Origin of the sequence: Roseofilum halophilum BLCC-M91 (genome assembly GCF_030068445.1) — a bacterium.
GTDB lineage: Bacteria > Cyanobacteriota > Cyanobacteriia > Cyanobacteriales > Desertifilaceae > Roseofilum > Roseofilum halophilum.
Genome location: NZ_JAQPOK010000073.1, coordinates 22,013 through 34,406, shown reverse-complemented (window position 1 = coordinate 34,406; position 12,394 = coordinate 22,013). Strand labels below are relative to the sequence as shown.

Below are 12,394 nucleotides of genomic sequence, written 5' to 3'. Positions count from 1 at the left end.
TAGCTTAGGCTTTCAAACTATAGAATTTTCTAGGTTCGGTGGCTTCGAGAAGGGGTCAGTGGTTTGCTGCCGTCCTCTCAAGCACAAATACGAATATAACCAATCCTTTCTTGCTTTGTCAACCCTTTTTTCAAAGTTTTTTGAGATTTTTCTGGAAACCTAGTGAAATCAAGGGTTTCAGCGTTTGAGTTTGGTTTTACAATAAGAGTAAAGAGATTCAGATGATGAGGCAATGAGGGACTAACTCCCACGCCCTTGGGGTTTAAGCTGATATAAGCGGGTGCTAAGAAGGAGGACGGAGCTTGCTCCGTCCAAGGTTTTCAGAGCAACCCTGAAGGTTACTGAGCAGAAGCAGTGGTAATATCGGATTTCACACAATTAAGCATCCGTAATGTGGCGGCTGCGGCATAGTTGCGACGAGCGTTATCGTTGGGAACGAACTGAGTCCCGGATTCATTTAAGGGGGAAGCCACAGAGCAATAGGTAGACATTTGGCTAATCAGATCGGAGGCCCAATGATTTTCAACATCACTAAAGGATTGGGGATCTTGTTTGGCTTGAAGTTCGGGATTTAAGCCGCTAGTTTTACGGGCAAACTCGGCTGCACGGCGTTGAACTGCCATTAATTCTGCACGGGTGACGGATTGAGCGGGCTTAAATGTGCCATCTGTGTAGCCACTGACGATGTTGTTGTCTTTTGCCCATTGAATTTTGGCGGCACTCCATCGAGAGGAGGCTACATCAGGGTAGGGAGTTGTGGCGGTATTGGTGGGAATATTGACGTTAGTGCCAGGAATGGTTTTGAGAGATTCTAAAACCATTGATACTAATTGTTCTCGTGTGAGGGGATTTTGGGGACGGAAGGTGCTATCTTCGGCAAAGCCAGAAATAAAACCGATATCGACTGCTTGATTGATTTCAGTGGCATAAATATCATTAGCAATATCTTTAAAGCTGGGAGTAGTGGGGTCAACGGGGTTGGGGTCAACGGGATTGGGATCGACTGGATTGGGATCGATTGGATTAGGGGATGTACCAATCAAGGAGCTTAATTGTTGATCGTTAAGCAGGTATACATGGCCAAGGGTTTGACCTTCATAGGAGCGTTTAGCAAACCGCCAACCGGGATTGAGATGAATTTTGACAAAATCGGAGGTTGCGCCATAGGTGCGACCAATTTCTATTTCTGGGCCTCCTGGGGTATTGGATGATCCAACTAGGACTAAATCATTGTTGCGATTGACGATTCGTAGGCTGTACTGGAGGGCTAGATCTTGATTGTTGACGCGGATGGAAAATCCGTTACTATCGGTGCTGCGGCCACAAATACCGGTAAAGTCAAAATTGAGCAAAAGAGGATTAACAATGGTGGGGCTTTGGCCGCTTTCACTCCAACATTGACGGGTGTTGGATTTTTGTTCCAAGATGAGGAGTTGATGGGCGGTTGTACCTCGTGGAGCGGCGATCGCAATAAAGTCATTTTGCTGGACTTCGCTATGATCGAAGAAGGCGCGAGCGGTAGACACCCAGGTGGTCATCCCAAGGACAGTAGTGGTGGCAATAGCAGTTAAACGGGAGAGGAGTGATTTATTCATAGTTTGAGAAGGAATGAGTAGACTTAATTTAAGCAGTGTACAAGAGAGGTGTTCTGTTCTCCAGTACCCCCCCAGTCGAAAGGTATCCGTAAATTGTTGCTAGGGGGTGTGACAGTTTTAGAGTTGTCTATGGCTGTACAATTAGGTGGTTTTAGAGATGGCCTCATATAACCCCTTTAACTTGGCTTCTACGGGGGGGGGTTTAGAGGTAAATCGGATGGAGAACTGATCGTTAGATCGATTGTCGTCTAGCACTTTGGCATAAACATCTTGACGGTTTTCGGGTTGTTCATCCTTAAAGAAATTAATTTTTAGGTTGGTCAATCCGGAGGGAATTCGATCGCCGGATTCTGGGGTTACCAGAATGGTTGCGCCTTTTTCGGATAGGGCAATTAACTGGCCTTGATTGACGCGATCGCTAATATTTTTACCTTCTAGGACAGCATACTGGAGGGGAAGGGCTTGAGGGAGGGGTACAAAATGTTCTTCTTCTTTGGGTAGCTCAAGCTGGTAGGGGCTACCGATACCGCCGATATCATAGATGGTAATGGGGGTTTTGACTCCCTTGGGGGTGACTTGTTTCTCGCCATTGATTTTGACTTCTGGGCCGGCTTCCAACAGGGTGGATTCAGAAACTAAAATCTGGCCGGCGGTGGTGTAAGATTCAATCCGATAGGTTAAATTGACTTGAGAGCCGACGATACCGTATTTGGTGCGTTTCTCGGAGCCAATATTACCGACGACGACTTCACCGGTATTGATGCCAACTCCCATTTCTAGGGCAGAGAGGTCCCATTCTTTCATCTGCACGTTGACCTGTTGCATGGCCAGTTGCATGGCGATCGCACAGGCGATCGCTCTTTGAGCGTCATCTTCACGGGGAATGGGAGCGCCAAATAAGACTAAAATGCCATCCCCCATAAATTCATCGATGGTTCCTTGATATTCGGTGATTACATTGGCCATATGGCCGAGATAAAAGTTGAGGATTTTAATCACTTCTTCTGGGGAAAGGCGCTCAGATAAAGCGGTAAAGCCCCGTAAATCGGAGGTGAGGATGGTAATTTTGCGTCGTTCACCGCCTAACTTTAGGCCTTCGGGATGCTCCAATAGGGTAGCTACAATTTCCTGGCTCAGATAGCGGCCAAAGGTTTTGCGGATATCTCCAGCAGTGCGAGCAATATACCCAGTGATGACCACTAAAGATCCAACTAAGCTGAGGAGGGGGGGAATCACGGGTAACCACCATCCGATTAAAAAGGCTCCATAGGTGATTGCCATTAACAGGGGGATGGTGGCAATTGGAGCGATCGCCTTACGGATGGCGGATGTGTTTAAGCCTCCACTATGGCGTAATCTCCAGGTTAAAACGGCTCCGACCCAGGCCCAGAAGAGAATCCATAGGTTTTCCTGAGTTTCATTCCAGCTTTGAATCAGGGGTCGTCCTTCTAGGGCAGAACTCAGGATCAGACTGGTAATGTTGGCGTGAATTTCCACTCCTGCCATCCGTTGGGAGGGGGTCATGGTATAGGGTGTGGGAAAGAGGTCTTGAAAGGATTCTCCCACTGCACCAATTAAAACGATGCGATCGCTCGCCCAATCATCTGGGACTCGATCCTCCAAGACATCCATCAGGGAAACTGTCTCAAAGGACTCACTTGGGCCGTGATAATTGAGGATTAATTGATATCCACCCTCTGCTTCGCCCAAGTAAGCCCCAGCATTGGCTTCAATGGGAGAAAAGAGTCCTTTTCCTAAACGCCAAGTGTTTTCACGTATGACTTCGGGCGCAATGCCTTCGGGTTGTAGATAGAGTAGAGCCAGATAAAGGGGTAGACCATAAATGGTTTCCCCTTCTGGAGTTTCCAGAAAGGCTAACGCCCGACGCACTTTACTATCGGCATCGGGCAATAAATCGTTGGCTCCCACCTGATTTTTGGCTTTTAGGGCGGGAGGTGGATCGACGCGATCGCGTTGGTCATTTCCGACTGCCTTTTCAATGCCGATCAAATAATCAGTATTCTCAAAAACTTCTACTAGGTCTTGATGCCCGGGTTCAACGGGTAAATCTCGGTAAATATCTAAACCAATGGCCCTCGGTTCCATGGCGATTAGTTTCTGGAGCAGATCGGCATAAATGCGATCGGGAATGATGGCCTGACCGATCGCTTCTACATCTGCTTCATTAATACCGACGATCGCAATTCGCTGATCGCGAGGTTCTAAGGGTCGCCAGCGCATATACAAATCAAATAGGGCCCATTCTCCCCCTTGGAGAGCGCCCATTAACCGAAACAGGATGACCACTACAGTCACGGAAGGGGTAGCGATCCATACCCCTCGCTGTTGCCATAACCAATCTTTAATTGTTTCCCACATAGAACCCAGGGTTACAGTAAACAGTAATCTTCAGTTATGCTGCCTGTGAATCTGCACCCTACAATCTTAATGATGCTAAGGATTTTCCGTGATTCTTTCTAAGGGAAGCATCGGGGTTTGGGTTAATTTATCGAGACCTACGGATTTCAAGAGACTTTCCCAAGGGCCAGCATCTAAATCTCGTAACTGAGCGGCGATCGCCAGACTATCGTACCAAACTTCAGCTTGAGCCAGCAGTTCTGCTTGTTTGAGTAGGTCTTCTTCGGCTTGGGCTTCTTCCAAAGCGGCCATTACATTTGACTCTAGAGTAACATGACGAATTTGCCCTTGAATGGACTCATCTGCTCCTCGGTCACTGGGATTACAAACCAGGAGAAATAACCAAGTATATTCAGTTGAATCCCCCATGGCTTCCGGTAGTGTCATGTTTACACTGACTAAACCGCCATCTTTAGAGAGTTCTAGCTCCTCAGTATAGACATCATTGCCTTGCCGATCGACTAATATAAATTCTGCCGATCTGGCTTTGGTTTTGGGCACATAAAAGAACATGGTCGGGGTCTCGCTGGCAGTTTGACCGACATAATTATCTGGTTGAGGCGGTTTTAAGGCCATTAAGGAGAGTTCATTTTGGGGGGTGACGCAAGCAGAAGCGCCTCTGACTCCACCCCCAGCACTTCCTCCTGTGGGAGCGCCCACCCCACCAGTGGGAGGAAATTCTAGGGCCAAAGCTCCTGGAGCTAGGAGAGCGGGAGCTAGGGCAAATGCCAGCAATTTAAGAGGGGAAGGGAAAAGTTGAAAGGCCATAACGTGCATACATCTCCTTGTGGGCAAACAGTTGGGTAGCTTTATCTACTCTGGCATAGAATCCCAGGTAAAGAGTTTAGCGGATAGGCTAATCTCTATTGTGTCTACTTATCTTTGTCTGAGAAACGCTCATGTGATAAGAATTGAGGGTTAGATTTCAGGTATGGTTTAAAATTACCTGAAACTGGAGCCTCTTGATGAGAAGACGCTGAAAAAGAGCGTGAGTTCCAGGCTGTTTCATCTCTATTTAACTATGAATATGGCTTCTGCACCGGATTTTTCCCTATCTTGCCCGATTCCGATCCAAAACTATCCCCAGGTGCTGTTAGCCCATGGAGGGGGCGGTAAGCTCATGCATCAGCTTATTGAGCAGATGTTTTTGCCGGTTTTTGGTCGTCCTGATGTTTCCCATGATGCCAGTGTGTTTGCTGTAAAGGGCGATCGCCTAGCGTTTACCACAGACTCCTATGTGGTCAATCCCCTCATCTTTCCAGGGGGGGATATTGGCTCGATGGCTGTTTATGGGACAGTGAATGATTTAGCTATGGCTGGAGCGAGGCCGCTGTATCTGAGTGCGGGGTTTATCTTGGAGGAAGGGTTATCGATGGAGACGCTTTGGCAGGTGGTGCGATCGATGCAAGCTGCCGCCCAGCAAGCAGAAGTAGAAATTATTACTGGAGATACCAAGGTAGTCGATCGAGGCAAAGGGGATGGGATGTTTATTAATACGTCTGGTATAGGGGTAATTGAGTCAAAAAGCGAGATTTCTCCCCACCAGGTGCGATCGGGAGATGCCATTTTAATCAATGGGGATTTAGGGCGGCATGGGATCGCGATTATGGCTGTGCGTGAAGGATTGGACTTTGAAACGACCATTGAAAGTGATTCCGCTCCTGTTGCAGCACCAGTTCTCCGGTTACTCGAAGCCGGGGTGAACATCCATTGTTTGCGGGATTTAACAAGAGGAGGATTAGCCAGTACGTTAAATGAAATTGCCCTCAGTTCGGGATTGAATTTGCACATTGATGAATCCTTAATTCCAGTTCGAGAAGATGTTCGCGGAGCTTGCGAAATTCTGGGTTTCGATCCCCTCTATGTTGCGAATGAGGGAAGATTTGTGGCCTTTATTCCCCAGTCTGATGTGGCGTTAGCCCTATCGGTTTTAAGAGAAACTTCAGAAGCAGACATAGGAGCATCGGTGATTGGACAAGTAGGAAAACAAGCAACTTCTGAGTTTTCTGGTCAGGTGAGTCTAACCAGTCAGATTGGAGCCAGTCGAATTCTGGATTGGCTCAGTGGCGAACAGTTACCCCGGATTTGCTAATTATCGTTCTTGTTGTTGGGCAATCGCTTCTAAAGATAACTCTTGAGGGGAAGGAATCGTACAGGCAGAACTGTTGCCATAGGTGTACTGAGGATCGTGAATCATGGCTAGGGTTTGATACACATGGGAACGGTTGATTTCATCCGGTAAGATTAAGCCAAATTCTTTTAAACAATCTGCCAATTTGAATTGGTAGAAAAAGATTTTTTCGCCTTTCGGTCGCTCAAAAAATCCCCAGTTAAGCGCCATTCCTACTGCGGCCCGATAAGGGTCGTTTTTTAATTCACCGAGGTTACGGGGCAGATCGTCTGGGTCGATCCGATTTCCAGGGGTTCCTAAATAGGTATAGTTTTGTGCTTGCATTGCTGACCAAAAATCGGATCTATTTCTCCAATCTTGAATAATTTCAATGTTGACCCTAATGTTGGGATCGCCCTGATAATATTCCCAAATTGAACTCATGGTGTGGTGAGAGTCAACCATATAAAATTGATTGCCTGGCCCTACAACAACGGGGACACTTCGCTGATTTACATAGTCTTCAACGGTTGCATAGTTAGAGGATTCTCCACGCTCGATGACCCTTAAAAATGCGACTTGATATTGGACTTGATACCTGCCAACGACGGGTTGGGTGGGATGCAAGTCACCGATCGCTATCCGACATTCTAGGGGGGTTCTCAGGAAGAGGGGACGGGAGGGACAGGGAGCAATTCTAGCATCTGCGGAGGGAGGGATAACGAGGGATAAACCGATCGCTGCCAGGGTCAAACACAAAAGCCAAATTTTTTTCACAGTCATATTTACCAAGTCATAGACACTTGTACAGGGTAAAAGGGAAGGGTCTAATCCGTCAAATCACTTGAAACTTCCTTATTTTCGTAACTCCCAAGGCTATCTCATCAACTTTCTTCTACATTTAAGGTATCTTGATAGGGGAGTTCTTCCCAGAGAACGCGATAGACTTGTAGGGGATCTTTTTTGCCTTTCACTTGTACAAGGGGTAAACGTTCTACAGGAATTTGATTGGGCTTTAGTTTAACGAAAGTGCTGGCAGAAATTAGAATTTCATTGGCTTTGGCTTCGCTACAAATACGACTGGCTACATTCATGGTATCGCCAATATGGGCATATTGAATCAGGCGTTGTGTACCAATATTTCCGGAAGCGACTCGTCCTGTATTTAAGCCGATATGAATGTGAATGGGGTGATGGTTGCGCTGTTGGCGTTGGATATTCAGCCGTCTAACGGCCCATTGCATGGCGATCGCCGCTTTAACGGCCCGTTCTGCGTCATCTTCTCTTTGGTACGGTGACCCCCAGACGGCAACTAAGGCATCTCCTATATATTTTTCTAGGGTTCCTTCGTAGGGAAACACAATTTCTTCTACCATCATGCCGAAATATTCATTGAGCATTTCGATGACTGCACGGGGAGACATGAGGGAGGACATCTGCGTAAATTGACTGACATCGGAAAAGAGAGCAGTCACTTCTGTATCTACAATTTTGTTGAGGTTGCCTTCTTCCCGCAGTTTACGGCTGACGGCTTTGGGGAAAAACCGCTCTAGTTTGTCCCGGAGAACGGCTTCAGATTCCATTTTTTGATAGAGTTGACTATGGTCTATGGCGATCGCCGCTTGATTGGCTAAGGCAGTCAAAAATTCTACATCTTCATCCGAATAGACATTCGACAAGGATAAATTATCGACATATAACACCCCAATGACCGTATCGCGGGGTTTAAGGGGGGCACAAATCGAAGCATGAATGCATTGACTAATCACCGAATCCGAATCACTAAACCGACGATCAATTTGGGCATCTGCCGTCATGATGGTTTGTTGCTTTTCGCGAACATAATTGGTAATTTTCTTACTATAAAATTGATAGTCTGCATGAATGCCGGGTTGAGAATGTACGGCTTTAACTTGCATTTTTTGTGTTTGGGGATCGATCAATAAAATAGCGGCGCGATCGATCTGCATTAAATCTAACAGAATTTCTAATATTTTTTTGAGTAACTTGTCGAGTCTTTTCGGATAGGAGAGCTGTTTACTCACTTCTAACAGGAGTTTGAGTTTATCTTCTTTACGCTTTTGCTCATCCTGCTCTCGCAATTTGAGTAAGGATAAGGATCTTTCTTGATCTGACAATAATTCAGGCATTCCCACATTGCCTTGATCGATGGAAAATTCTTTAATAATGGTGCGATTGTCCTCTGGCTCTAAACCGGTTTCTTCTTCCTGAACCTCCAGTTGCTCTCGATATTGGAAGCTGACTTTACCACAGCGAATAATATCCTTATCCTTGAGCCATTTCGTTTTAATTCTACTTTCATTAATAAATGTATGATTACTGCTCTGGAGATCGCAAATTTCTACCCCTCTCGGTGTCCAGTGAATTTCTGCATGGTGTCGAGAAAGACTGGCATGACTAATGACGATCGTATTATCAAGCGATCGCCCCAGGGCATTGATTCCCCAACGTAATTCATAGAGTTTTTCATCCTGACTATGGGGAGCGTAGATTAAGTACGGCATGGCGTTCTCAAGCGGGATGATATGGCGATACGCGCTGGTAATGGGTAATTAGTAATCGGTAAGTCGTTTTTCCCTTAAAAGTCGCCTTTGCGCTCTGTGCAAGGGAACTTTTATACGTTAAGTATAAGCGATTTAAATAGCTTTGGCAAACAGGGTATACTGACGGATGGGTTGGGCATATCGATGGCTGATGTTTAGGGATGAGTTGCTTTGATACATCAGAGCATGAATTACGGATTGATAGCCTAATTTTTGGGCAATTTGATGACATTGGTAGACCAATAAATTCCCTAGTCCGGCGTATTCCCTTTGGGGCAAGATGGCAACAGTCTTAAGAATAATGGTTTCAACCGGTAAGTTCCGTTGTTTTAAGCAAAAATCCGGAATAGAAAATAAAAAACCTACAATCTTTTTTCTCTGCTGGGCGAATAATACCAATTCTGGGTTAATGTAGTCACGAACTGGGCTATATTGGGCCATAAATTCGGACTCCGAGAGGGGGGTATATAAGAAATTCCGCTCAAAGGCAACCCTAGAGATCTGATAAATTTGATGCAGTTCTTGTTCCCAGTCTTCTAAGTTTAGGGGGCGAAGGGTAATGTGGAGTTTTTTCAGGCGATCGCCCACTCGCTGTAAACGGCGATCGCCTTGATTTAAGTCCGTGACTAAGGCAGAATAGTAGTGAGCCAAAGGACTAAAACCAGCCTCTAGAATCTGCTCAACATAGTCTGGAGGATTGTTGGGTTCGAGAAAGAAAATGGGATGGTTTCCTCGATCTGTAATCCAGCGATAATTTCGCCACGTATTGCCATCGATGGGCGCAACGGCTAAAGTACAATTGTGTTGAGCTAAAATTTCTAGACTACGGCTCAATAGTGCTTTAGCACTTTGAGCATCTTTGGCGGCATAATGGCCAATTAATCCTAATTTTTCTTGACCATGGTTGGGCGTATTTTGCCACCAAAGGGAACAGCGAGCAACTAAGCTTCGATCGTGCAAAATTACCACATGCAGATCCGGTTGATGTTGCTGAAACAGAGTTGAACTTAAGGCAGGAATTCCATCAAGACTGGCTAAGATTTCTAGCTCAGAGGCTCGGCAAATTAAATGATAATCATACATAGAACAATACTTATTACCCATTACCCATTACCCAAATACTTAAACTGATTGCCGATCCCAATCCTACGATCGCCGATCGCCCGATCCACATCCAAGTCTCATCGAGTTCCCGGCAACTCCGTTGTAGGAGAGCAAAGGCAATGGCTATCAGTCCCACGGTAACCAATCCTTCTCCAGCATAGGCGATCGCCCGAAGTTCCCAACCTTGAATCCAGAGAAATGGTACAAAAATTAACACCCAACCCTTGAGAACAGAGCGCCCAATAAACGCCTCATTCGGCAATTGAGGATGAAATTGGGGTACAGCAATATCAATGATGGCCAGATGAGCCGCAAATGCCAGGGTATAAGCATAAAAATAAAGGGGTTCACCAGTAATTTTACCCACCAATAACCATAAAATTCCTGTGGAGCCAATGCTCAAAACGGCACGCATATCATGGCGACGTTCTTGATATTGTTGAGTCCAAGGACAGAATAAACAATAGGCTAAAAAGAGGATAACTGGGGGAAGAAACCAGCGCCAATCTGCCAAGATCCAGGCTAAATATCCCAACCAAGCACTCCCCAGAACGGCGCTATCATTGAGGGTAGTTTGGTGTCGCCAACTAAGGGTTAATGTGCCCACAATCAAGGTGAGAATTAAGCGAAAACCGAGATCAGGAACATCCATGGGCAAAAATAAATGTAACATCACGAATCCGCCGACGGGAATAAATAAATTATCTAATCCTTCCCAGGCGATCGCCTCTAAAACCATCACCTGCAAGCCTAAAATCACGCCAATTAATAGGCTTTCGGCCCGTCCTATATCGGTGAGTAACAATAAGGGAACATGGGTGCTTAAAAAAGCTACGGTGAAAAAGGCGATCGAGCCTTCCGCACTTTTGCGCCCTTCCGAGGTACTGTAAGTGTGTAATCCATAGCTAACTCCAATGAGTGCTGCTACCGCATCTCCGAGGGTTAGAAGCAACATCGGAATCAGATAGTAGACTAAATTTCCTTGGGATAAGGTAAAAATTAAGGCAACTGACAAGGGAAAATACACTTCCCCCCAGGAGCTACGACCAACACCATCGGTTACACTGCCGAGCCGTGCATGAAAGAAAGGGATAAACTTAATACTGCACAAAAAGGCGATCGCCCCCACAGCTAACCCGATCACCGGCAACGGAGACTCGAATAACCAGGGAAAGCTTAACGTCACTAATCCCATTCCCACATGAAGCAATTTACGCACCCATTCTGGATGGGGAGAATACCACTGCTGATAGACCCGCAATAGTATGATTAATCCTGCCAGAATTGATAAAACAAAAAATACATTCAGCATTCAATTAAAAATCATGGCTGGAGTTGATGTACTGAAATTTATTTAACTATAACTTTTTTCTGTAGGTAATGCTATCCTCAATTGAGTCTATGGCTAAAACCATGCATTAATCATTGATTTTTAAACCGTTCTTTTGCCCCTTGAAAAGCTTCGCGCATTACGGATTGAATTTTATTGGGATCGGGTTTTTTTCCGCCCATTAAATCGCCAAAATACACACAAGCCGTTTCCCCTAGGGCAAAGGTATAAGCGGCGGCCCAAGATGCGGCGATCGCGCTGCCGAAACCGGGAATAAACTTCACCAACTCCCGACCAATGGCTTGGGCTAAGAATCCACCGGCGATCGCACTCACCAGTCCTCCCGCTTGAGACACGCTCAAGGTTTGGCCATAAAGCTTACCTAACACTCCCACCATCGACACTTGCAGAGCCGTTAACACCGGCATGGTTGCAAAGGGCAAGGGCGCAGCCGCTACCGTTGCTGCCATAATTGTAAATGCCGTAATATACCTTCGTCCCACATCCCGATAGAGGCTACCTAACTGCTTGCCCACTCCCTGATCCAAAAGCTGATAAATGGCACGAGACTCTGCTTCTGGTAGCAAATCTCCCAGGGTATCTCGCAATTGATCGAGACCATAAAATACTGGTGTATACCCATCTTCCTCTAGGGTAAAATCAATTAAAATCACCCGATCCGGTTCCAGGGCGCGATCGCCCTTCAATCCCTCCTCAATGGCAGATGCTGCCCGTTGTAAAGACTCGAACTCTGGAGGATAAACGGGGTGGTTTTCTACATCCGCAGGATACAGCTCATGCAAACAAGTAATGGCCAACAAACAGGGAACCTGGGGATACTTTTGACGCAGCTTTTGCACCACTTGACGCAGGGTATCGGTGGCAAAATCATTAATTTTAACCGTTAAAATCAATACCCTAGCGCCAACAGTTTTCCCTTCCAACTCCTGCGCCAACTCCTCAATAATTCGATCCGTATCCTGCTCGACATCCCCCAACCCCACTGTATCCGTAAAAATCAACAGGGGTAAATCCTCCGAGGGATAAGCATAGCGCTCCGTATGTTGGGTATGGGGACGGAACCCTTGACCGACAATTTCCGCAGAAACTCCGGTGAGTCCCCGCACAATTGAACTTTTCCCCGTTTGCGGTTTGCCAATGAGTAGCGCTTCTGTCGTTGGTAGTTCCGATCGCACCCGATCCAGAATTTCGGCAATTTGCTCCTCACTGACTTTAAACCACTGAGTCACCCTAAACCACTTGTGCATTGTTA

General features: G+C 46.2%; 9 protein-coding genes. 1 reads left to right on the top strand and 8 read right to left on the bottom strand.

Annotated elements, in window-relative coordinates:
• Window positions 1-338: 338 nt before the first annotated feature.
• From PJF56_RS09135 to PJF56_RS09125, 3 genes are all read right to left on the bottom strand, one after another.
• Window positions 339-1,595: a DUF3747 domain-containing protein gene (locus PJF56_RS09135; protein WP_283762355.1), complete on the bottom strand. Its 1,257-nt coding sequence runs from the start codon at window positions 1,593-1,595 to the stop codon at window positions 339-341.
• Window positions 1,596-1,736: 141 nt separating this feature from the next.
• Window positions 1,737-3,974 carry a CHASE2 domain-containing protein gene (locus tag PJF56_RS09130; RefSeq protein ID WP_283762354.1) on the bottom strand — a complete coding sequence of 746 codons (2,238 nt, stop codon included), beginning with the start codon at window positions 3,972-3,974 and terminating at the stop codon, window positions 1,737-1,739.
• A gap of 75 nt (window positions 3,975-4,049) precedes the next feature.
• The gene (locus PJF56_RS09125) at window positions 4,050-4,781 is read right to left on the bottom strand and encodes a DUF928 domain-containing protein (RefSeq protein WP_283762353.1); all 732 of its coding nucleotides are present in this window, start codon (window positions 4,779-4,781) and stop codon (window positions 4,050-4,052) included.
• A 259-nt stretch (window positions 4,782-5,040) separates the two neighbouring features.
• Between PJF56_RS09125 and hypE the strand changes: the two genes are divergently transcribed.
• The gene (gene hypE, locus PJF56_RS09120) at window positions 5,041-6,105 is read left to right on the top strand and encodes a hydrogenase expression/formation protein HypE (protein ID WP_347179503.1); all 1,065 of its coding nucleotides are present in this window, start codon (window positions 5,041-5,043) and stop codon (window positions 6,103-6,105) included.
• Here hypE and PJF56_RS09115 read toward each other — a convergent pair whose 3' ends face one another.
• The 5 genes from PJF56_RS09115 to PJF56_RS09095 form a co-directional block, all read right to left on the bottom strand.
• On the bottom strand, window positions 6,106-6,906 hold the full coding sequence (locus tag PJF56_RS09115) for a ParB/Srx family N-terminal domain-containing protein (RefSeq protein WP_283762351.1): 801 nt from the start codon (window positions 6,904-6,906) through the stop codon (window positions 6,106-6,108).
• Between the two features lie 101 nt (window positions 6,907-7,007).
• Window positions 7,008-8,648 carry an adenylate/guanylate cyclase domain-containing protein gene (locus tag PJF56_RS09110; RefSeq protein ID WP_283762350.1) on the bottom strand — a complete coding sequence of 547 codons (1,641 nt, stop codon included), beginning with the start codon at window positions 8,646-8,648 and terminating at the stop codon, window positions 7,008-7,010.
• Between the two features lie 132 nt (window positions 8,649-8,780).
• Window positions 8,781-9,791 (bottom strand): hypothetical protein, encoded by a 1,011-nt coding sequence (locus PJF56_RS09105; protein WP_283762349.1) that lies wholly within the window; start codon window positions 9,789-9,791, stop codon window positions 8,781-8,783.
• On the bottom strand, window positions 9,784-11,103 hold the full coding sequence (locus PJF56_RS09100; protein ID WP_283762348.1) for a diacylglycerol/polyprenol kinase family protein: 1,320 nt from the start codon (window positions 11,101-11,103) through the stop codon (window positions 9,784-9,786). The genes PJF56_RS09105 and PJF56_RS09100 overlap by 8 nt, the downstream gene beginning before the upstream one ends.
• Before the next feature lie 110 nt (window positions 11,104-11,213).
• On the bottom strand, window positions 11,214-12,389 hold the full coding sequence (locus tag PJF56_RS09095; RefSeq protein ID WP_283762347.1) for a GTPase family protein: 1,176 nt from the start codon (window positions 12,387-12,389) through the stop codon (window positions 11,214-11,216).
• Window positions 12,390-12,394 lie beyond the last annotated feature (5 nt).

What these genes read in the sequence shown, in the direction of transcription:
- PJF56_RS09135 (WP_283762355.1), bottom strand. Translation starts at nt 1,595, where the DNA reads ATGAATAAATCACTCCTCTCCCGTTTAACTGCTATTGCCACCACTACT.
- PJF56_RS09130 (WP_283762354.1), bottom strand. Translation starts at nt 3,974, where the DNA reads ATGTGGGAAACAATTAAAGATTGGTTATGGCAACAGCGAGGGGTATGG.
- PJF56_RS09125 (WP_283762353.1), bottom strand. Translation starts at nt 4,781, where the DNA reads ATGGCCTTTCAACTTTTCCCTTCCCCTCTTAAATTGCTGGCATTTGCC.
- hypE (WP_347179503.1), top strand. Translation starts at nt 5,041, where the DNA reads ATGGCTTCTGCACCGGATTTTTCCCTATCTTGCCCGATTCCGATCCAA.
- PJF56_RS09115 (WP_283762351.1), bottom strand. Translation starts at nt 6,906, where the DNA reads ATGACTGTGAAAAAAATTTGGCTTTTGTGTTTGACCCTGGCAGCGATC.
- PJF56_RS09110 (WP_283762350.1), bottom strand. Translation starts at nt 8,648, where the DNA reads ATGCCGTACTTAATCTACGCTCCCCATAGTCAGGATGAAAAACTCTAT.
- PJF56_RS09105 (WP_283762349.1), bottom strand. Translation starts at nt 9,791, where the DNA reads ATGGGTAATAAGTATTGTTCTATGTATGATTATCATTTAATTTGCCGA.
- PJF56_RS09100 (WP_283762348.1), bottom strand. Translation starts at nt 11,103, where the DNA reads ATGCTGAATGTATTTTTTGTTTTATCAATTCTGGCAGGATTAATCATA.
- PJF56_RS09095 (WP_283762347.1), bottom strand. Translation starts at nt 12,389, where the DNA reads ATGCACAAGTGGTTTAGGGTGACTCAGTGGTTTAAAGTCAGTGAGGAG.